Origin of the sequence: Bacillus sp. G1(2015b) (assembly GCF_001482475.1) — a bacterium.
GTDB classification, from domain to species: Bacteria; Bacillota; Bacilli; order Bacillales; family Bacillaceae; genus Bacillus; species Bacillus safensis.
In genome coordinates this window covers 71,741-92,431 of record NZ_LKIC01000002.1, presented here as the reverse complement: position 1 = coordinate 92,431, position 20,691 = coordinate 71,741, and the positions used below count along the sequence as shown (strand labels likewise).

The following is a 20,691-nucleotide window of genomic DNA, read 5'->3' as shown; positions in this document are numbered from 1 at the left end:
AAATGAAAGAGAATAAGTTTCGAGTGATTTATGATCAGCTCGCAAGACGAATTGAACAAGGTGAATGGCAGGATAAAGGTATCCTCCCATCAGAGCATGAGCTTTCGATCATGTACGACACGTCCCGGGAGACGGTGAGAAAGGCATTAAATATTCTTGTGCAAAATGGCTATATCCAAAAAATCCGCGGGAAAGGCTCTGTATTGCTGAATCGGGAGAAAATGCAGTTCCCTGTATCAGGTCTTGTCAGCTTTAAAGAGCTTTCCAAAACGCTTGGCCGAAAGACAGTTACAACGGTTCATGAATTCGGTTTAATCAAACCGGATCAGTATATTCAGTCTCAGCTAAAAATTGACGAACAGACGGACGTCTGGAAAGTCATTCGCTCTCGCAATATTAGCGGGGAAGAAGTGATTTTAGACAAGGACTACTTTTTGCAAAAGCATGTTGAAGTATTGTCTAAAGACATATGCGAAGGATCAATCTACGAGTATATTGAAGGAGAACTCGGTGTATCAATCAGCTATGCTCAAAAGGAATTTGTGGTAGAGCCATGTACAGAAGAGGATGCGAAGTACCTTGATTTGAAAGGATTTGACCATGTCGTCGTGGTAAAGAATTATGTGTTCTTAGAGGATACGAGTCTATTTCAATACACAGAAAGCCGTCACAGGTTAGACCGCTTCAGATTCGTCGATTTTGCTAGAAGAGAAAAAAAGGACAGAGCATAGGCTCTGTCCTTTTCTTTTAAGATGATACATTTTTTCTTGTACGCTTACGCTGGTAGTAATAGAGGATACCGCCTGAGGCAAGCATGAGTACGCCAATCAATACAGCTGTATACATCATTGTTGCTGTATTCGGCAGTGTGCCGCCTGGGAGTCTGGTTCCATCTTGGTTTGGATCTGTACCTGTACCTTCGCCTGGCGCTGAAGTTCCGCCATTTCCGCCAGTTTGATCTGGCGTTGTTCCAGCTGCTCCGCTTTGGTTGAGTACGGTGTATTCGCTAAAGTGCTCAGTTTGACCTGAAACGACCCCATTTTCGAATGATCCATTACTTGTTTTGGCATAACGATTTTTCTTGCGGTCTACATAATATACACCAGGTTTCTTTGCCTTTTGAGGCTCATCTAATGTAAAGGATAGTGTAACAGGATCTTTAAAGGTAGAAACCTTTTTCTGATCTTGTTTGATTTGGAAATCATACGTATCCGTTAATGCATTTTTCACCTTATCCGTCTTTGTCATCGATATTTCTGCGTTTTTCTCGGACAAGTTAGAGAGCGGTAATGCGAGTCCCACTTTGTCATGATAGATAGTGACGTTCGGATCTTGCTCTCTTTTCTTCAGCTCGGCTACCTGTGCTTTTGATAGTGACAATTGAACGTTTTTCGCTTCGCTCGCTTTGTCTAAATAGAGCAATGCTTTGTTTGTATGCTGCACATACGTTTGGAATTTCTCATCATCTTGAATGTCATAGGCGCCTTTTCCTTTCGCACGTGGAAGGAACACTTCTTTCACTCGATGATCGATGACAGGAGAAATATGCCCGCCGTCTGCCTGTTCAATTTGCTCTTTGAAGATTTCATAGTCAACATAGCCTAAGTCTTCGCCGTGAGAGGCTTCTGTAAAGACGCTGTAGCCATCGCCGCCTGTCCCGACAAATGCGTTTGTTGCCACGCGGTATGTTTTCTTATCATCAATGTCAGTTAGTTTGCCGTTTTTGTCTTTCAGTTTGACATCAATGAGTCTGCTGCCAGCTGGTTTACTCAGTGTAAACGTATATTCAATGCCGGCTACATGAGGGAATGCGCCGCCGCCTTCCTCAATGCCTGAAAGCCCTTGTTCGAGCGCTTTCTTAATTTGGCTGCCTTTTAAATCCGCGACATAGAGTGTGTTTCCGAATGGCATGACCGTTAAAATATCACCTAAAGTGATATCTCCTTTTTCAATGCTGCCTCGAATACCGCCGCCGTTTGTGATGGCAATATCAGCACCAGCAGATTCCTGCGCTTTCTTCAGCATGCCGTCTGCAATAAAGTTCCCAAGGTTTGTTTCCTTCGCCCGGACATGCTCTCGTTGTCCGTCTAAGAGGACATCAGTAGACCCGACTTTTTCTGTTTTTAAATCTTGAATATCTGCCTTGTACTGATCGAGGATCGCTTTTGCATCGGCATCTTCTTTGACAGAGTCATCGATGGTGATGAGGTCAAAAGAAGATTTCTTTGGCTGTACGACTCCTTTTTGATTAAAGGCCACATCTACTTTCCCTAAGAATTGTCCGTAGTCTTTCACCTGTGCGACAATCGTTGGTTCTTTCTTATTGACGACCTTTAATTTTTCTACAAGGGTGTGCGTGTGACCGCCAATGATTAAATCAATACCGTCTACTTTTTGAGCCAGCTCAAGGTCACGGTTATAGCCAATGTGTGTTAAAGCAATGATTTTATTGATTTTTTCTTCTGTTTGAATGGTGTTGACTGTTTCCTTTGCTTTCTTGTATGCATCCTTGAATTGAATGTTAGGGCCGCTGCTGGATGTAATGGCCGTGTCTTCAGTGGTTAAGCCGAATACCGCCACCTTTTCACCGTTTACATCAAGCAGGATGTATGGGTAAATCCCAGCTTCTTTTTTCTCACCAGCTTTAAATGTGGCTGGCTTTTTCACTAAGCCGCTCAATTGTTTTTCCTTAGAGACATCAACGTTTGATGACACAATCGGGAATGCAGGCTTTTCAAATTGATGACGGTTTTTCGCATCTACATCTGATGCATCACCTGTCAGGAATTGACGAAGAACAGAAGGACCTTTGTCAAATTCATGATTACCAAACGTCATGGCATCATATTTCATTAAGTTCATCAGTTTGAGATCAGCAAGTCCTTGCCATTTTGTGAAATATAGGTCACCAGAGAAGACATCTCCAGCATCTAATAAAATGTTGTTCTTGCTTTCGGACCGAACTTCTTTAATCTTTGTGGCACGTCTTGCCGCATCATCAAGGTGTGCGTGTGTATCGTTTGTATGCATCACCGTTAAATTCCAGTTGTCTGATGCAGGCGGTTCTGTTGTGCCATCCTCTTTAAAGGCTAGCTTGTACACACCAAGACCATCTGTGCTGGCGTTACGAACAAAGTCTACGCTGCTAGATTTTTCAGCAAACGGCTTAGCTAAAAGAGAAGATTCGAATGTGACTGTTGCGCCTTTGATTGGTGCAATGGACCAGTTTTGGTCCGCACTTGGGTTGATGGTTTTTTGTTCGATAATATAATCCATCAGCACTTGGCGGTTCTCATCGGCTGAGGCAAGCACCACTTTATCTTGCGTCAGATGCGGGAAGCCACCGCCGCCAGAAGCTCGATAGTTGTTTGTCACGACTAAAAATTCTTGATTGTCAGAGACTGGTTTCCCGTTGTAGGACAGGTTTTTGATGCGGTTTGCCTTCGCATTGACAAGAGTGCCTGTTGTGCTGTACTTAGCAGGCTGCGTCACATCAACTTGATAGGTGACACCATCGATCACATCAAAGTTATACGAGCGGTATTCTTCGTTTAAAATAGGCTGTTCATTTGAATCGTTTGGCTTGATCTGATTAAACTGTCCGGCAGACATCTCGAGCCAGTCTTTCACTTCACTGCCTTTCAGTTTGACAATTTGCACGGTGTTATCGTAAAGGTAGAGATCGCCGATGTTTTTAATCGCTAAATCACCTTTTGCGATATTTGTATAATAATTTACACCGTTTCGGCCGCCGGCTTTAAACGGGGCGCCTGCAGATAAAATCGGTAAGTTTTTGTATGACGTATCCTTCATTTTTTCTTGTGCATACCATTTTTGTGCATCCGTCACAATTTGAATAGAAGGGTCATCCATCACTTGAGCAAAAAAGCTGTTAATGTCTGCTTCTGTTTTACCGACAGGCTTTCTTACATAATCAAGTGTGTTTTGATGCGTCGTTTGAATAGCATCTTTTACAGTGCTGTTTTGAGAGGTGACTCCTGCAACAGATTCAATCTTTCCTGTTCCATCTGTGACTTTCCAGTTGCTGCCGTCAGGCTCTAATGTTAAATCAATGACGCCGAGGTAGCTTCCCCAGTTTTTAGACATGACGACTGGAATGCCGTTGATGGTTCCTTTTGAGACATCGAATTTGTCAACGCCGCTATATTCAGCGCTTGGGAATGTGCCGTGCTGGTGGCCAGACACGATCGCATCAATGCCTTTCGTTTTCGTGGCAAGGTCAAAGATCATATTTTCTGATCCTTTAGGCGAAGCGGTTTTTTCAATTCCTGTATGGGCAAGAGCGACGATGATATCTGCTCCTTTTTCCTTCATTTCAGGAATGGTTTCATTGGCAGATTCGACGATATCCTGCACTTGAACTTGTCCATCTAAATGCTTCTTATCCCACGTCATAATTTGTGGTGGAACGAATCCTATGTAACCGACTTTCACAGTTTGTGAGGCTCCGTTTGCGTCTTTAAATGTTTTTTCTTGAATCACATAAGGCGTAAAACGGTGTTCTCCATTTAACTTTTTGACGTTCGCATTGACAATTGGGAAGTTAGCCCCGGCAATAGTACCGTCAAGAAATGATAATCCGTAGTTAAATTCATGATTGCCAAGTGTTCCTGCATCGTACTTTAGTTTGTTGAGTGTATGAATAATGGGGTGAACCTTTGTTTGATTGATGATGCTGTCTTTCTCATTTTTGTAAACGTATTCTCCAAGAGGGGTTCCTTGAATCAGGTCTCCGTTATCAACAAGGAGTGTATTTGGATTTTGTGAACGGTGCTTTTCAATTAGCTCGGCTGTTTTTGCCAAACCAAATTCATTTGTTTCTTTGTCGCTGTAATAATCATAGTTCATCATGTTCGCATGAACATCCGTTGTGGCTAAGATGCTGACTTTTACGGCATCGCCGTTTTCTATTGCTGCATGAGTAGGTACTGCTGGGAGAATGAGACTAATCATCATAATGGAAGTGAGCAGAATAGACAGGTTTTTCCTTCGTTTAGACCTATGTGTTTGCTTCTTCACCTGATCTCCGCCTTTCTAATTTTTTTGACCACAATACCTATTGTAGAAATGTTTCGTTAACTTTTGTAGTTATTTTTTGCAGATTATTGTAAAGATAACATAAATCATACGAATTACCTTGTTGAGGAAATATAAATAAGTCTAAATGCTTATTTTTATCATAAGGGGTTTTCTGATCGGGATAGGATGTTTGATTTCAATGTACCCGGGTATAGTGTGTAGTGTAACGATAATCAAGCAGGAGGGTTTCTACATGGGTAAGAAAATTGCAGTTGTATTAACAGATTACTTTGAGGATGTTGAATTCACCGAGCCTGCAAAAGCCTTTAAAGATGCAGGCCATGAGATCACAGTAATTGAAAACGAAAAAGGTAAAACAGTGAAAGGGAAGCAAGGAGAAGCAGAAGTGAGAGTGGATGCGTCCATTGATAACGTGAAGCCTGAAGACTTCGATGCACTACTGATTCCTGGCGGTTTCTCACCAGACATTCTGCGTGCAGATGATCGCTATGTCCAATTCACAAGAGCATTTATGGACGAGAAAAAACCAGTATTTGCGATCTGTCACGGACCGCAATTGCTCATTACAGCGAAGACGCTGGAAGGCAGAGGCGCGACTGGCTATAAATCCATTCAAGTAGATATGGAAAACGCAGGCGCCAAATTCAAAGATGAAGAAGTTGTTGTTTGTCAGGATCAGCTTGTGACAAGCCGTACACCTGATGACATTCCAGCATTTAACCGTGAATCATTAAAACTGCTCGCAAAATAAGCAGTTTTGACAGGATAAATAAAGCCAGCACCTTGCGGGGTGCTGGCTTTTTCTGTGCATGGATGGAAGAAAGCGGCGTAAACCGCAATCTGGTTTCCTTTGCACGATTATTTTCTTAAGTTTTTTAGTTCGCTTGCGATGGCTTGCATTTCACTTGGGCTGAATGAAGATTTTTTCATCACCATTTGGTGTAGAAATTCAATATCTTCGTACTTGTCTGGACTGAAGTCCTCGGCTTTGATGACTCCAATGTTCAGCATATTTAACTTTTGCGAAATGTCTTCAATCAGCTGATTGACTTCAGCCGCTTTTTGCTCTGACAAGGGCGGCACGTCCTTTCCTGCATATGTGAATAACATGTCTATTTTAACAGAAATGCAAAAGAATAAAAGGGCTATTAAGACGACACCGAGATGTTTTTCTCCTTTTTCTCCTGCTTGATCTTATCAATGATTCGTTTAGATTCAAACACGACAACTCCTGATAAACCGATGAGGCCGATTAAGTTCGGAACAGCCATCAGTCCGTTTAGCATATCCGCCACGCCCCAGACGAAATCATTCTTAAACACGGCACCAAAAAAGACAGCAATAACAAACACAACACGATAATACATCACATACGAATCTTTTGCCAAATATGTAAAGCATTTTTCACCATAATAGGACCAGCCAATAATGGTGGAATAAGCGAATAAAAGTAAGCCGATTGCAACAATGATTGAGCCGATTGGTCCAAGGAAATGAGCAAAGGATAACGAGGTGAGTGCATCACTTTTTTCTGTGACGTACATATCGGCCATGACAATTGTGATCCCGGTTATGGAACAAACAATCATCGTATCAATAAATACTTGCGTCATTGACACAAGCGCTTGACGAGCAGGCATATCTGTTTTGGCAGCAGCAGCAGCGATTGGTGCAGAACCAAGACCTGCTTCATTGGAAAATACCCCTCTCGCCACACCCCAGCGGATTACGGTACCGATCGCGCCGCCTGCAACGGCTTGACCTGTAAATGCATCCGTAAAAATGAGCCCAACTGCACTTGGGACAAGATCCGCATTCATGACAAGAATGATCAGCCCGCAAATGACGTAGAATAAAGCCATGACCGGTACAAAAATAGCCGTCACCCGTCCAATGCTTTTAATCCCGCCTAAAATCACGAGCGCAGTAAAGGCCGTAATAATAATGCCTGTGATCCATGTTGGAATCTGAAAGGTTGAATTCATGACACCAGAAATCGAATTTGACTGCACGAGATTCCCAATTCCAAAGGCAGCCGCAGCACCAAAAATAGCAAACAGCACCCCTAGCCATTTTTGCTTCAAGCCATGCTCCAAATAGTACATCGGCCCGCCGGACATTTCACCTTTTTCATTTTTGACACGGTATTTCACTGCGAGAACAGCTTCAGCATATTTTGTCGCCATTCCAAAGAACGCTGCAAACCACATCCAAAACACAGCGCCTGGTCCGCCAGCAATGACAGCAGAGGCGACCCCTACAATATTTCCCGTTCCAACCGTTGCAGCAAGAGCTGTCATTAATGCTTGGAAGTGAGAAATATCACCTTCTGATGTCTTGTCTTGCTTTGAAAATGCAAGCTTCAGCGAATAGGGGAGCAGCCTAATTTGAATAAAGAGTACGCGAAAGGTAAGGTAAATCCCAGTCCCCACGATCAAAAACAAAAGCGGCGGTCCCCATAATACATCATTGATATTGCTGACAATCTGTTCTACCCATCCCATATGTATCCCCCTTTATTTGTGCAATTCTCCTAAAGTGTCCCCTTTTTTTGTATAATGTGTCAATGCCGATGGGAGTTTTTCTTGCAAAGTTTTCAAAAGAAAAAGGGCTTGATATGATAGAGAAAAGGTTTTCGAAAGCAGTTCTTAGGGAAAAGATAGGAGGAGAATGAAGGATGATTCATGTATTATTCGTATGTCTTGGCAATATTTGTAGGTCACCGATGGCAGAGGCCATGTTTAGAAAACGAGTAGAAGATGAAGGACTAAGCGAGCACTTTGTCATTGATTCAGCAGGCATTGGCGGCTGGCATCAAGGCAGTCCTCCGCATGAAGGTACACGAAAGCTGCTTGATGAAAAAGGGATCAGCTATGAAGGGATGTCCGCAAGACAAATCATAGAGGAGGACATCACAGCATACGACTATATCATTGCGATGGATGCTGAAAATGTAGGGGCACTTCGCAGTATAGCCGGTTATGGGAAACATCACTTTATTGGCCGTCTTCTTGACTTTGTTGAAGACGATGATCGAGATGATGTGCCAGACCCTTATTACACTGGAAACTTTGAGGAAGTACATGATTTAATTGAAACAGGAATTGATCGTTTTTTGACGTATGTAAAGAAAGAGAAACACCTTTAACTGAAAGGAGATCAGACGAGATGGAAGAGAAAAATCAAATCATGCTTCGAGGAGCTGTGATAGGAGCAGCTTGCGGCGCACTGCTGACATTATTTCATCGGCCAACAAGAATTGCGCTTAAAGACAAATGGGATGACTGTCAGGAAAAGCTGGCGGAATACCGTCAGGAGCCAGCCAGAATTTCTGCTTGCGTGAAAGAAAAAATGGAAGAAACGAAGCAGCTGATGCGAACAGTCTCAGATGATTTGTCATTTTTAAATGAACAAGTCAATCAGTTAAAGGAAACAACCCCAAAAGTATTAGAGATTATTGAAGAAACAAAGGATCACTTTCGATCGAAATAGAAAGATTGATCATTGGAGATGAGGCGTATGGGTTTTATTAAAGCGTTAATTGAACGCTTTTTGCTGCATGAAGGACCAGCAAAATCTGCTGAGCTTGCTTACTTCTTTTTGCTTTCATTATTTCCGTTTCTCATCTTCGTGCTGACACTCGTTGGATATTTGCCGCTGACGTCGAAGGATGTCCTGAGCGTCATCTCTGGTTATGCGCCAGAAGGAGCGCTTTCGATGATTGAATCCATCGCCGAAGAGACACTGAACAGCCGCAACGGCGGATTGTTGTCATTCGGGATTATTGCCGCCCTTTGGTCTGCATCTAACGGGATTAATGCCGTCGTCAGAGCATTTAACCATGCTTACGAAGTTGAGGAAAATCGTTCCTTCATTCTCGTACGTTTAACATCAATCATCTTAACCATAGCGATGGTTCTTACGATTATTTTTGCCTTAATGCTACCTGTCTTTGGAAAAGAACTTGGCTTATTTGTCGCTAAATTAGTTGGGCAGTCAGATGCCTTTCTCACCATTTGGACGGCCATGAGGTGGATCATTAGCCCGCTGATTTTATTGATTGTGTTTACAGCCTTGTACTATTTCGCCCCAAACATCAGACTGAAATTGAAATTTGTCCTGCCAGGCGCCATTTTTGCATCGATTGGATGGATTTTGGTCAGCATGCTGTTCTCATTTTACGTAGGCGAGTTTGCTAATTACAGCGCGATGTACGGAAGTATTGGGGGAATCATTATTTTAATGATCTGGTTCTATTTAACCGGCATCATGATTATCCTTGGCGGCGAGCTTAATGCGCTTTTACATAAGCGTAAAATCGTACCAGGCAAGGTGTGAAGAAATCTGGGCATCCTAAAGAAGAACGAATATGTTCAATCTTGATGGATGGGGGAATCACATATGTCCAAACAATCGAAAAAAGGCGGAAGCAACACGAAACAAAACAAAGGCCATCAGCCAAAGCACAAAACAAGCGGCAGTGCGAACGGGCAAAATGGTTATCATTAAATGAAAAAACTCCTCTGCGGTGCAGGGGAGTTTTTTAATTAGAAATGGATTCATTGGGACTTTCCACCACTGCCGTCGTTCTCCCAAACCGAACGCAGCAAAACACAAATAATATCACGATACTGACAAGGTAAAGTAAATTCATTCCTTCAAACGTTTGCACAAAGAATCCTCCGAGTACCGGCCCGAGAATACTGCCGGCACTAAACGCCATCCCGCACATCAAATTCCCGGCGGGAAGCAGATGCTTTGGCAATAAGTCGGTCATATAACTGATGCCAAGTGAGAAGGTAGAGCCTACAGCCATTCCGGCGATAAAGAAACAAATGGCCACAGCCAAAACCGATTGAATGAAGATCCCTGCTAAAAGGAAAAAGAATGATCCAGCGAGTGTCACACATAAAATGATGCGGCGTCTGCCAAACCGGTCACTGAGCATTCCAAGAGGAAGCTGAAAGACAATGCTCCCAATGGCAAACGCAGGTAAAATAAACGCGACCGCATCTACTGTCACCCCGCTTCTTAGCGCATATACAGGGAAGTTACTATTAAGTGTCGTTTCTAAAAATCCATAGCAAAATGGCATCATAAAGGCGACCCAGCCAAATTGAAAGGCCTTTTTGAAGCGCTTCAAACTGTTTGTCTGCTCTGACGTTTGCACTTCGCCCGTATCTGGATATGTATTTTTTAAAACAAACACAAGCAGCCAAATACATAAACTAACGGCACCAGAAACAATAAAAGGCAAAGCTGGATTGATCTCAATGAGCGGCGTTAAAAAAGGGCCGGCGGCAAAACCGAGTCCAAACGATAATCCATACAGTGAAATGTTTCTTCCGCGATTTCTCGAGGATGAAGCATAGGTCACCCACGTCTGTGTAGAGAAATGCAGCATATGGTCACCAATCCCGATCATAAGCCGGAGGAAGAACCAGACGACATAAGATTCAAAAAACACAAAGCTAAACAAGCTTAAAAAGACAGCGGCGCCTCCAATGACGATTAACGGCTTAAATCCAAACCGGCGAAGCGGTGCTTCCATAAAAGGAGACGCAAGCAGTACTCCGAGATATAAGCCTGTGGCATGCAGTCCGTTTAACGTAGGAGAAGTACCGGCATGTTCGAAAATAATGGAAATGACAGGAAGTAATGCACCCTGTGAAAAACCAGACACGGATACAAGTAAAATTAAAATCATAAAGTGAATTCTCGACATAAGATGCTCCTTACAAGTTCATATTTTCATCGTACAATGGAACCATAGGGGTTTCAATAGAAAGGTGGAAAAGGAATGAAGCTGACATACGAAAAGGATCATTGGATCGCACATAATGAGGACAGGCAACTGCCTATTTCAGGAACGGAAGAAATGGGGTACCGTCCATCTCAATTGTTCACCTCAGCCATTGCAGGCTGCTTTGGAGAAATGCTCTTTCATGTGTGCCGTAAAAAGCGAATATCCTATAAAGGGCTGACGATCACACCTGAAACGACAAGGGCAGGAGCTGTAAACAAGATTTCCTGCATTCATTTACATATCTTATTTGAAGACATTAATACATCTGATGAACAAATCGATAAAGTGATCACCCTTGCATTGAAGCATTGCTCTATGGTGCAGTCCGTGAAAGGAAGTATTGATATCACCTTCTCACACGCGCGAATCTAAAATGTATATGATGCCGGCACTCACGAAAGAATAACAGTCAGACATATGTAAAGGAGAATGGCTGTATGAATCGTTTATTTCTTGTGATTGTCGCAATCGGTGTTCCGCTATCGGTGCTTGGCAGTTTTCTTCATTTCCCGCAGGTCGTCATGTTTGCCGTTTATTGTATCGCCATTATTGGTCTTGCTAGTTTTATGGGAAGAGCCACAGAAAGTCTTGCCATCATTGCGGGGCCCAGAATTGGCGGACTTTTAAACGCTACATTTGGGAATGCGGTGGAGTTAATCATTTCGTTTTTTGCTTTAAAGCAAGGATTGACGGCCATCGTACTTGCATCATTAACAGGATCGGTTATCGGAAATTTACTGCTTGTGGCTGGCTTGTCTTTTTTCGTTGGCGGATTAAAATATAAGCGTCAAGTATTTAATGTCCATGATGCAAGGCACAATTCAGGCTTGCTCATGTTTGCCATTATTGTAGCGTTTGTCATTCCAGAAGTGTTTTCGATGGAGATGGCAGAGAATAAACAGTTTGTTTTAAGCATTGGGATTAGCATTGTCATGATTTTGCTTTATGTCGCGGCGCTCTATTTCAAACTGGTCAGCCACCGCGGGGTGTATGTTGCCAAGCTGGAGAGCATGGAAGGCGAAGCAGAGAGGGAAGAAGAAACACCTGAATGGTCTGGCAAGTTTGCCACTGTCATTTTGCTGCTTTCGACAATCGCAGTTGCGTACATTTCAGAGCGCCTTGTTCATACATTTGATACGGTAGGAGAACAATTTGGCTGGAGTGAGCTGTTTATCGGTGTCATTATTGTGGCCATCGTCGGCAACGCAGCAGAACATGCCTCAGCTGTCATCATGGCGTATAAAAACAAAATGGATGTAGCAGTAGAAATCGCCTTTGGCTCCACACTTCAGGTTGCCATGATGGTTGCGCCGATTCTTGTCATCAGCTCGCTATTTTTTGATAAGCAGATGCCGCTCATTTTCTCCTTGCCAGAGCTCATTGCGATGGCATCCTCTGTGCTGCTCACGGTCATTTTATCAAATGATGGTGATACAAACTGGTTTGAAGGCGCCACATTACTCGCTGCCTATTTTATTATGGCGATTGGATTTTTCCTTTTATAATCTTTTGTGGATAAGGGACGTCTTTCGGGAAAATACTATGGAAAAATGAATGAGAAAGAGTGATGATATGAAAAAGATGCCCCGCATCATGTTTGTTGTTCTCTTATCCTTAAGTTTTCTATACAGCTTTCCAGCGGAGGCGGCAAAGCCATTTAAAGTGCCATCCTCTGTCGCAAGTATTTCAAAGGAGAATACGTATCCGAACGCGTCACAGGATCAGCCGCTGCTTCAGCCGAGCGAGCTGACGGCTGAATTGTTCAAAACAACAAGTGTCCCGATTGAGAATACTCATTTGATTAAAATGCTGAACGAATCCAGCATTTCAGGGACGCCATTAGCAGTTGGATACCGCGCGACCATTTTCCTTGGGAGATGGGCGCTGAGCTACGATTCAAACGAAACCGTCGCCAATTGGGAATACAAAAAAGTGAATACGAACCATATTGATAACAGAGGCGGCAATAAAACAGCCATTGGAAAATACGTTCAAAAGCAGCAAGTGAAAGTAAGCGGCGGACTCACAGCAAAAGTGCCAAGCCCAGAAGATGTGAAAACATTGATGATGCAAAAAGCGATTCAAAAAACAAAGCTGCCCCTCGCGTTTGACACCGTAATTGGTGCAGGAACAAAACGAGATCAGTCTTACCATGTCTCTCCAAAAAAAGCAGCATCGCTTCATGCCTATGCACCAGCGATTAACGAAAAAGGTAAGGTTACTTACGGAGAAGTGTACCTTGTGCTAAAAGGAAATAAACGAAAACTCGTCGTGAAAAACGTGACCTCACAAGGAATCGGCGCTTGGATTCCAGTTCAGGATCACCTGACGTTTGGGTTTCAAGGGATGAATTAAAACAGTCATCTCCTCTTATCAACAGAGGAGATGACTGTTTTTTGCTAATAGGGTTTCTCTTTTTTTCTTTTTAATTCATTTTTGTAAAAGTCAAAGACGTTATATAAATACCAAATGATAAAAAGAAAGAAGATAACTTTAGTCAATATCGGTAAGTCGTTGAAAATAAGACATAGGCCAAGATAAGGGATGATCATAAATCCATAATAAGAAAACCACCATGTTTTAAAAATGAAACTCATCTCCTTGAAAAGTGTAGACATTAACATATTATACATATATTACATTTTTTGAGGAAATAAAAAAGCCATAGTAGAAGTTGAATGAACTCAACGACTACTATGGCTAAGTTTTTTATTCCCCTAAATCCACATTATGATAAACCTGCTGCACGTCTTCAAGCTCTTCTAAAACATCGATCAGCTTTTCAAATTGTGCCTTAGATTCATCATCTAATGTCACTTCGTTTTGCGGGAGCATTGTGATTTCAGCGACAGTGAATTCTTCAACACCCGCTTGTTTGAATGCTTCTTGTACTTGATGGAATTGATCTGGTTCAGCGTACACAATCACCGTTTCATCTTCTTCCATGATGTCACGTACATCAACATCTGCTTCCATTAAAAGCTCAAGTGTTTCTTCTTCGCTTTTCCCTTCGACACCGATGACAGCTGTTTGGTCAAACATGTAAGCAACAGAGCCGCTTACGCCCATGTTTCCGCCGTTTTTCCCAAATGCTGCTCGAACATCTGAAGCTGTCCGGTTCACGTTATTGGTGAGGGCATCAACGATGACCATTGATCCGTTTGGACCAAATCCTTCGTAGCGCAGCTCATCGAAGTTCTCTTCCGCACCGCCTTTGGCTTTTTCAATGGCACGGTCCACAATATGTTTTGGGACACTATATGTTTTTGCACGTTCTAGGACAAAACGAAGTGCTTGGTTTGATTCTGGGTTTGGCTCACCTTGTTTGGCAGCCACATAGATTTCACGCCCGAATTTTGCGTAAATACGACTTGTACTAGCATCCTTTGATGCTTTCTTTTCTTTAATGTTGTTCCACTTACGACCCATCTTATTCACTCTCTTTCAATTAGAAAATACACAGTATGAGGGTCCCCATGCTGCATGAAATCATTCTGCTATCTATTATACATGAATCAGTCAAGAGGATAGAAGTAAGAGGGCTGAAATGAAGAGAATTGTTAGCTAATGTGCCCCAGCTGTTCAAGCATTTCATGTTTTTCGTGAGCCCGAGTCAGCTCGTCGCACCGAATGATCCTGCCATCTAATAAGGTGAAAAGAGCTGTGACATCTATTAAACCCCCGTCTCCGCTTGCGAGGTCAACATGTACCGTGTAACGAAAACACGCTTGCTGCGTTTCTTCATCAAATAACACATCATGAAAGGCGGGGATCACAAGCTGTGTTGTCATTTCTTTTAATGTGGATAGATGCTTTTTAAATTCATCAAGCGTGGACACCTTCCCATCGGTCACTTGCTGATAGTCAGGTGAAAAATATGTCTCCACCTTTTTTGTATCGAACTTGGTTAATACCTCTTGATACATCTCCTTGATGAAAGAAATTGCTTCTGTTTTTGTCATTCCATACATCCTCTCTATTATTAACTGGTTAACTAAATAACATTATAATTAACCGGTTAACAAAATACAAATAAAAAAATAACCCCATATAGAATGAGGTTATTTTGCAGGCTGGGGATAAGCGAGATCCTCAAGCAATTTGACATCATGCTGATGAAGTTGTTTGATCATTTCTTTTCGCACAGCGAGAGCGGCTTCGAAGTATTTTTCGTCTTCGACCATTCCCTTAACTGTGATTTCAATCCCGCGATTCAGCTTATTCAAGCCCATAATTCCATGAACCTGAAAGGGTTCAATGGCATCTTGGAATTCATCTTTTTTAAGAAAATCATGATGCATTTGATTTAAATTGTCACATGCTGATTCAAGCGCTTGGAAGGCGATATCTGGGTTTTGATTCGCGCTAATTAACACAGATTCCGTAATCCGCATATATTGCATGTTATAGTTTTGGATTTGCCTGATATCCCCGTTAGAAATGGTTAACAACTTGCCGCTCCATTCTCTAATTTGCAGAGAGCGGAGACCAATCTCTTCAATGGTTCCATTAAAGAGGTTATTCACCGTCACATAATCCCCTTTATGAATCTGGCGTTCATAGATGAGAAAAATGCCTGCTAAAATATCACGAATGAGCGTCTGGGCGCCAAAACCGATGACGATCCCAGCGACACCAGCACCCGCAAGAATTTTCCCAAAGTCATGAAAGAAAAGAGAAATGACATAGAGCACAAAGCAAATCGAAGCGGTGTATTTCGTGACCGATTTGACCAAGCTCTCGATCGTTTTCTTCTTTTTATCCTCTATAAACTCAGTTCGTTTAAAGAAAATTTGAAGGGCTTTGTTGATCATAAAGACAGCAAGCCAAAGAACGAGCCCAACAAGGAGAATTTCAATGTATTTGTTTTTGACCACTGTCAGAAATGTATCGTCCATCTATCGGTTACCCCCTGGCTGTTCGAGAAGTAAAATCAACATCTTGATAATAGCTGTTTTTCACTAGAACATTCGGACCGAGGCACTGCACGCTTGGGCAATGACAATTCAGCTCTTTTGCTAATTTCGTGTCCATCCAGCGTGTATAGGCTGATTGCAATGTATCAGTTGCAATGTTTCCAAGCGGCGGTGTATCGCCAAAGTCTGTCACAATAATATTCCCATCAAAAATATTCACATTCAACCGTGAACGTCCATCAGGGTCATTTCGTACTGTGACATTTTTCTCCTGGCGCAATCGATTGAGGAGGCGCTGGTCTTCTTCATCTGTGCTGCATGAATAAAATGGCAGGGTGCCAAACAGCATCCATGTGTTTTGATCACGAATATCAAGCAGCTGATGAATCGCATCCCGCATTTGCGGAAGCGTCAAAGATTCAAGGGCGCTGGCGAAATCACTTGGATACATCGGGTGAACTTCGTGGCGCTGGCATTTCATTTCCTCGACGATCTGCCGGTGGATGTGCTCAATATATGGAAGCGTGCGCTTATTCAGCATGGTCTCAGCGGATACGGTTACGCCTGCTTTGACAAGTGCCTGACTATTTTCAATCATGCGGTTAAATAATTTCTCGCGCTGCTCAAAGGTTGGTTTACGATCCATCATAGCAAAACCGACTGTTGCAAACTCTTCGACAGTGCCCCAGTTATGTGAAATGTGAAGGACATCTAAGTATGGAATAATTTCTTCATAGCGTGCCAAATCAAGGGTTAAATTTGAATTGATTTGTGTACGCACGCCGCGTTCATGGGCATACTTTAATAAAGGGACGACATATTCTCGTACAGATTTAAGAGAAAGCATAGGCTCTCCGCCTGTAATACTGAGTGAGCGCAGGAGCGGAACTTCATCTAAACGGCGAAGTAACAAATCTATCGGCAGTGCATTCGGGTCTTTAGGCTGTAAGGTATAGCCGACCGCACAATGCTCACATCTCATGTTACACAATGTTGTTGTCGTAAATTCAATATTAGTCAGCTTCATTTCTCCGTAATCCTGCACATCGAGATAGGCTTCCCAAGGGTCGTATGCAGGGGTGATCGGACGAAGTGCTGTTTTTTGGTTCATGGTATCTATCTCCTTTTCATTCGGGCAAACGTAGACCCGCCAACAGTTAATTTTAAGCCTCATCACGGTTATACGCAAGAGGGACACAATTGATTTACAAAGGAAAAAAAGATAAGCTATAAACAAATGCTAAAGGGAGTGTATCGATGGGCAAGGCAGCAGACAGCAAAGAGCAGCAGGTTGATTATTTAAAGAACCGATTAGATATGTTTATGAATGTGATTGATTCATTAGATCCCGAATCAACAGACGTTGAGGATATAGACAGACTGATCCAGATGATTGACGACCTGGAAGCGAAATATGAACGGTTTAAAAATGATTGGAAGGAAGAATAGCTCGCGCAATGCGGGCTTTTTTCTTTAAATTGGCAGGTGAATCGGTGTATGAGTCTCGGTCTTATTCTGCACAATAGAAGAAAAACCGGGAAGTGACGTAAATGAAAAAATTCATGCTGATCTGTTTATGTGCGCTTTTTGTTTCCATGCCTCTTTCAGAAGCAGGAGCCGTGTCTAATAAGCCCATCCACTGGGGATTTGCGAAAAGCAAAGAGCACAGGCCGCCGGATGCGGGCAAAGAATTGACGGCACTCTTAAAAAAGTATGATGCCTTCTATTTAGGCAACACGAAAAAGAAAGAGATTTATTTCACCTTCGACAACGGCTATGAAAATGGGTACACACCCAAGATCTTAGACGTGCTGAAAAAACATCAAGTACCAGGCACCTTTTTTGTGACAGGTCATTTTGTAAAGGACCAGCCCGGGCTTGTCAAACGTATGGCAGAAGAAGGTCATATCATTGGCAACCATTCCTATCATCATCCAGATTTAACAACAAAAAGTACGAAAGAAATCAAAGAAGAACTGGACCGTGTCAATGAAGCTGTGTACAAAATCACAGGAAAGCAAGATAACCTCTACCTTCGTCCGCCGCGCGGTGTGTTCAGTGAAAGGGTACTAAAAGAAACAAAACAGCTCGGCTACCAAACTGTTTTCTGGTCAGTAGCGTTTGTAGACTGGCATATCCATCATCAAAAAGGAAAACAGTATGCTTATGATCAAATGATGAAGCAGGCGCACCCAGGTGCCATTTACTTACTTCATACCGTCTCAAGAGACAATGCCGAAGCGCTGGATGATGCCATCACCGCTCTGAAAAAACAAGGATATTCCTTTAAAAGCCTAGACGATCTCATGCTTGAAAAAGTATGGCATCTGCCTCAGCTATAGAAAGAAGCCTGCAGAAGACCTGCAGGCTTTTTGATTATCCCTCTCTGATTTTATGCTGAAACAAAAGAGGGGGATGACGTGAAAAAGAGTCAATCAAGCCCTCACCGAAAATTGTGATGCTTTGCTCCCAAGGATGTCCTAGCAGCCCCCAATTCATTTCTTTTGATAAAAAGAAATAGTAATCCCCATTAGGGAGAACAGGAACTTTCCATTCTCCAAATTCATCTTTTTCAAACGAGCCATATGGTGTGATCCAGTAGCATTCGTGCTGCCAATCAAGTGCCAGCATATATTCGTCTGTTCCGGTGATATTCTCCTGAAAAGAGAGCAGTGCCTTTTTTTCAAGATCTTCATCTGCATGTAGAAGAGAAGAGTCCTCAAAATACGCAGAGATGTCATATGTGATGTAAGGAGAAGGTGCTTTAAAAGCGGGAAAGCGAGAGATGCTTGGTTTAAATTTGAACTCTCGAGCAAATGTCTTCCATGCGAACTTTAGTTCTTTGTCTTTCAGTGGAATCCAGTTTTCCATATGATTTTCCTCCCAAGCACTTCTCTCAAAACACTATTTAAAAATCCGGAACCACCCTTTATGTTTAAACCATAAAAGCATTCCCGAGACGAGCAGCCCCATGAAAATCAGCACGCCAAAATAGCCGTATTTCCAATGTAATTCAGGCATGTTGTCAAAGTTCATTCCGTACACCCCAACAATAAAGGTCAGTGGAATAAAAATGGTCGACACAATGGTCAATGTCATCATAATCGCATTCATCCGGTTGGAATTCAGCGTCTGATAGCTGTCTCGTAAATCCGCTGTCATGTCCCGGTTCGACTCAACGATCTCTGTTAGTTTCAAAAGATGATCGTAAATATCATTAAAATACGCTTGGCGGTTTGTATCGCTTTTCATCGTATTTGTGTTCACAATCCGATATAAAAGGTCCCTCATCGGGATAATCGTTCTTCGCAGTTTGAGCAAATCGGATCGGATTCCGAATACTTCGTTCATCAACGTGCCATACGTTTTATGACCTTCTTCATCCTCAATTTCATTCAGCCTGTCCTCTATTTGATAAATAATAGGGAAATAATCATCAACGAGCTGATCAATCAGCATGTAGGCAATATGCTCGGGTCCGCTGTTTCTTTCTTTATCAGACCCCTTGAGCTTTCGAATGACACGATCAATGTATGGCGCTTCCTTTAAATGAAAGGTCACGATATAGTTTTCACCAACAAACAGATCAACTTCCTCAGAACGCAGCGTTTTTTGATTAAGGGCATGTAGCACGAAAAATAAATACCCCTCATAAAAATCAAGCTTAGGCCGCTGCAAATAATGGAAGCAATCCTCAATCGCAAGCGGATGGAACTGAAAATATTCCTTCAAAAGCGCTGCTTCCTTTTCCGTTGGTGCATGAAAATCAATCCAATACCAGGCGATTTCGGGGCTTGAAAGCTGCTGCATTGTTGCATGTTCAATCAAGTCGCCGTTTTTTGTCACTGCAAGTTTTCTCAGCATGTGCACCCCTCCAGACTTGCATTATATCATGAAGCAGCGCCGGTGAACTTATACGTTTTCTACATAAAAAAGCCGATCTCAGAAAGAGATCGGTTAAATGTGCGTGTATGATTGATGGATAAAACCGAGAATTAAGGACGATGGAACGTAACGAATTTATCTTGACGGTCAAACCAGCCTCTAAACGCCCAGTTATCCCAGCCGCCATCGCCGTTGTTTTTAAATGTACCGCTTTCGAATACCCAAATTCCGTAAACAACATTACCAAGATTAGCAGTAGCGAAAGTTTTGACGCCGTTAAAACGGTCTTCGTAGTTCTGGCTTAGGTTAAAGACCATGACATTATATCTGCCGCCAGCAGCGTAGAATGTGCTTTCCATGACGCTTTTCACGAATCCAGAACGGTTTGCATTTGCGTTTACTGCGTTTACAATGGCATTGGCAATCCCAAGAACATCAAAGTTTACGTTAACATTAGGGCTAGCCGTAGTGCCAGCTTTACCTTCAGCAGCAGCTTTGTTTAAGACAGTTTGCTGAAGTGTAGTAGAAACAGGTGCTGAAGTTTTTGGCTCAGCAGCGTCAGCGAATAATGGCAGTGTCGAAGAAACAGCAGTGGCAAGTGCAACAGAAAGAATGGTTTTTTTCATTGGTCGGATCTCCTTTGTTTTTTAATTTTGGGTCTTCTTTTTTGTAAAATGTGAAACTAGGTGAAGCCGGTTATCAATGAGGTAAATATGTTCTTGCAAGATAAAACAAATGATTGCCTAATCCGCTAATTCCTTTGTTCACCTCCTTGATATGCCATAATTATACAAATATATTCAGGGAGGAAGATATCACCCAGAGGTTCTATTTCTAATTTAAGGAAAATGATCCTAAAATGTTGAAGATTGCTGTCGAATGTTAGCTGAATTCGACTAAAAACTTTCGTCTATCCAAAAGGAGAATGACCACAAATAAGGAAGATATAACTGATAAATTCTTGTACTCTTTATGTTAAAAAGTATTCAATAAAGAGAATCATTCATGCAAAATGAAACAATT

21 protein-coding genes are annotated in these 20,691 nt (G+C 42.4%); 10 read left to right on the top strand and 11 right to left on the bottom strand.

Annotation, left to right across the window (positions count from 1 at the left end; translation table 11 throughout):
- Positions 1 to 2 precede the first annotated feature (2 nt).
- On the top strand, positions 3 to 731 hold the full coding sequence (gene treR, locus AMR95_RS02430) for a trehalose operon repressor (RefSeq protein WP_039177134.1): 729 nt from the start codon (positions 3 to 5) through the stop codon (positions 729 to 731).
- A 16-nt stretch (positions 732 to 747) separates the two neighbouring features.
- Here treR and AMR95_RS02425 read toward each other — a convergent pair whose 3' ends face one another.
- The gene (locus AMR95_RS02425) at positions 748 to 5,040 is read right to left on the bottom strand and encodes a multifunctional 2',3'-cyclic-nucleotide 2'-phosphodiesterase/3'-nucleotidase/5'-nucleotidase (protein ID WP_058837479.1); all 4,293 of its coding nucleotides are present in this window, start codon (positions 5,038 to 5,040) and stop codon (positions 748 to 750) included.
- Positions 5,041 to 5,293: 253 nt separating this feature from the next.
- Here AMR95_RS02425 and AMR95_RS02420 point away from each other — a divergent pair, with 253 nt between their 5' ends.
- Positions 5,294 to 5,812, top strand: a complete 519-nt coding sequence (locus AMR95_RS02420) for a type 1 glutamine amidotransferase domain-containing protein (protein WP_058837478.1) — start codon at positions 5,294 to 5,296, stop codon at positions 5,810 to 5,812.
- 107 nt (positions 5,813 to 5,919) lie between these two features.
- Here the strand turns inward: AMR95_RS02420 and AMR95_RS02415 are convergent, their stop codons facing one another.
- Together AMR95_RS02415 and AMR95_RS02410 are read right to left on the bottom strand one after the other, a co-directional pair.
- A complete protein-coding gene (locus tag AMR95_RS02415) occupies positions 5,920 to 6,135 on the bottom strand; it encodes a DUF1128 domain-containing protein (protein WP_003214000.1) in 216 nt (71 codons plus the stop codon).
- Between the two features lie 74 nt (positions 6,136 to 6,209).
- The gene (locus AMR95_RS02410; protein ID WP_039177145.1) at positions 6,210 to 7,565 is read right to left on the bottom strand and encodes an alanine/glycine:cation symporter family protein; all 1,356 of its coding nucleotides are present in this window, start codon (positions 7,563 to 7,565) and stop codon (positions 6,210 to 6,212) included.
- A gap of 173 nt (positions 7,566 to 7,738) precedes the next feature.
- Between AMR95_RS02410 and AMR95_RS02405 the strand changes: the two genes are divergently transcribed.
- The 3 genes from AMR95_RS02405 to AMR95_RS02395 are packed head-to-tail and all read left to right on the top strand — an operon-like array spanning position 7,739 to position 9,399.
- Positions 7,739 to 8,209: a low molecular weight protein-tyrosine-phosphatase gene (locus AMR95_RS02405; RefSeq protein WP_058837477.1), complete on the top strand. Its 471-nt coding sequence runs from the start codon at positions 7,739 to 7,741 to the stop codon at positions 8,207 to 8,209.
- A gap of 20 nt (positions 8,210 to 8,229) precedes the next feature.
- Entirely contained in the window at positions 8,230 to 8,553 is a 324-nt protein-coding gene (locus AMR95_RS02400; RefSeq protein ID WP_039177147.1) for a YtxH domain-containing protein, read from the top strand.
- 27 nt (positions 8,554 to 8,580) lie between these two features.
- Entirely contained in the window at positions 8,581 to 9,399 is an 819-nt protein-coding gene (locus AMR95_RS02395) for a YihY/virulence factor BrkB family protein (protein WP_039177150.1), read from the top strand.
- Between the two features lie 205 nt (positions 9,400 to 9,604).
- Here AMR95_RS02395 and AMR95_RS02390 read toward each other — a convergent pair whose 3' ends face one another.
- Entirely contained in the window at positions 9,605 to 10,786 is a 1,182-nt protein-coding gene (locus AMR95_RS02390; RefSeq protein WP_058837476.1) for an MFS transporter, read from the bottom strand.
- Between the two features lie 75 nt (positions 10,787 to 10,861).
- On the opposite strand from AMR95_RS02390, the gene AMR95_RS02385 reads away from it, so the two are divergent.
- The 3 genes from AMR95_RS02385 to AMR95_RS02375 all read left to right on the top strand — a co-directional run bounded on the left by AMR95_RS02385 (position 10,862) and on the right by AMR95_RS02375 (position 13,222).
- A complete protein-coding gene (locus AMR95_RS02385; RefSeq protein WP_058837475.1) occupies positions 10,862 to 11,239 on the top strand; it encodes an OsmC family protein in 378 nt (125 codons plus the stop codon).
- Positions 11,240 to 11,304: 65 nt separating this feature from the next.
- A complete protein-coding gene (gene cax, locus AMR95_RS02380) occupies positions 11,305 to 12,372 on the top strand; it encodes a calcium/proton exchanger (protein ID WP_058837474.1) in 1,068 nt (355 codons plus the stop codon).
- 67 nt (positions 12,373 to 12,439) lie between these two features.
- On the top strand, positions 12,440 to 13,222 hold the full coding sequence (locus tag AMR95_RS02375; RefSeq protein WP_039177159.1) for a YfkD famly protein: 783 nt from the start codon (positions 12,440 to 12,442) through the stop codon (positions 13,220 to 13,222).
- Positions 13,223 to 13,576: 354 nt separating this feature from the next.
- Here AMR95_RS02375 and AMR95_RS02370 read toward each other — a convergent pair whose 3' ends face one another.
- From AMR95_RS02370 to yfkAB, 4 genes are all read right to left on the bottom strand, one after another.
- Complete coding sequence (locus AMR95_RS02370; RefSeq protein ID WP_003218036.1) at positions 13,577 to 14,296, bottom strand: YebC/PmpR family DNA-binding transcriptional regulator; 720 nt, start codon at positions 14,294 to 14,296, stop codon at positions 13,577 to 13,579.
- Between the two features lie 131 nt (positions 14,297 to 14,427).
- Entirely contained in the window at positions 14,428 to 14,829 is a 402-nt protein-coding gene (locus tag AMR95_RS02365; protein WP_058837473.1) for a nuclear transport factor 2 family protein, read from the bottom strand.
- A 99-nt stretch (positions 14,830 to 14,928) separates the two neighbouring features.
- Positions 14,929 to 15,765 (bottom strand): mechanosensitive ion channel family protein, encoded by an 837-nt coding sequence (locus tag AMR95_RS02360; RefSeq protein ID WP_058837472.1) that lies wholly within the window; start codon positions 15,763 to 15,765, stop codon positions 14,929 to 14,931.
- Between the two features lie 7 nt (positions 15,766 to 15,772).
- Positions 15,773 to 16,894, bottom strand: coding sequence for a radical SAM/CxCxxxxC motif protein YfkAB (yfkAB, locus tag AMR95_RS02355; RefSeq protein WP_041106321.1), 1,122 nt, complete (start codon positions 16,892 to 16,894; stop codon positions 15,773 to 15,775).
- Between the two features lie 146 nt (positions 16,895 to 17,040).
- Here yfkAB and AMR95_RS02350 point away from each other — a divergent pair, with 146 nt between their 5' ends.
- Together AMR95_RS02350 and pdaA are read left to right on the top strand one after the other, a co-directional pair.
- A complete protein-coding gene (locus AMR95_RS02350) occupies positions 17,041 to 17,232 on the top strand; it encodes an SE1561 family protein (RefSeq protein WP_012009274.1) in 192 nt (63 codons plus the stop codon).
- A 101-nt stretch (positions 17,233 to 17,333) separates the two neighbouring features.
- Positions 17,334 to 18,125 carry a delta-lactam-biosynthetic de-N-acetylase gene (pdaA, locus tag AMR95_RS02345; RefSeq protein WP_058837471.1) on the top strand — a complete coding sequence of 264 codons (792 nt, stop codon included), beginning with the start codon at positions 17,334 to 17,336 and terminating at the stop codon, positions 18,123 to 18,125.
- A gap of 34 nt (positions 18,126 to 18,159) precedes the next feature.
- On the opposite strand, the gene AMR95_RS02340 is transcribed toward pdaA, so the two are convergent.
- The 3 genes from AMR95_RS02340 to AMR95_RS02330 form a co-directional block, all read right to left on the bottom strand.
- A complete protein-coding gene (locus tag AMR95_RS02340) occupies positions 18,160 to 18,654 on the bottom strand; it encodes a DUF2716 domain-containing protein (RefSeq protein WP_058837470.1) in 495 nt (164 codons plus the stop codon).
- Between the two features lie 33 nt (positions 18,655 to 18,687).
- A complete protein-coding gene (gene corA, locus AMR95_RS02335) occupies positions 18,688 to 19,647 on the bottom strand; it encodes a magnesium/cobalt transporter CorA (protein ID WP_048240108.1) in 960 nt (319 codons plus the stop codon).
- Positions 19,648 to 19,778: 131 nt separating this feature from the next.
- Positions 19,779 to 20,294, bottom strand: a complete 516-nt coding sequence (locus AMR95_RS02330) for a hypothetical protein (RefSeq protein WP_039177173.1) — start codon at positions 20,292 to 20,294, stop codon at positions 19,779 to 19,781.
- Between the last annotated feature and the right edge of the window lie 397 nt (positions 20,295 to 20,691).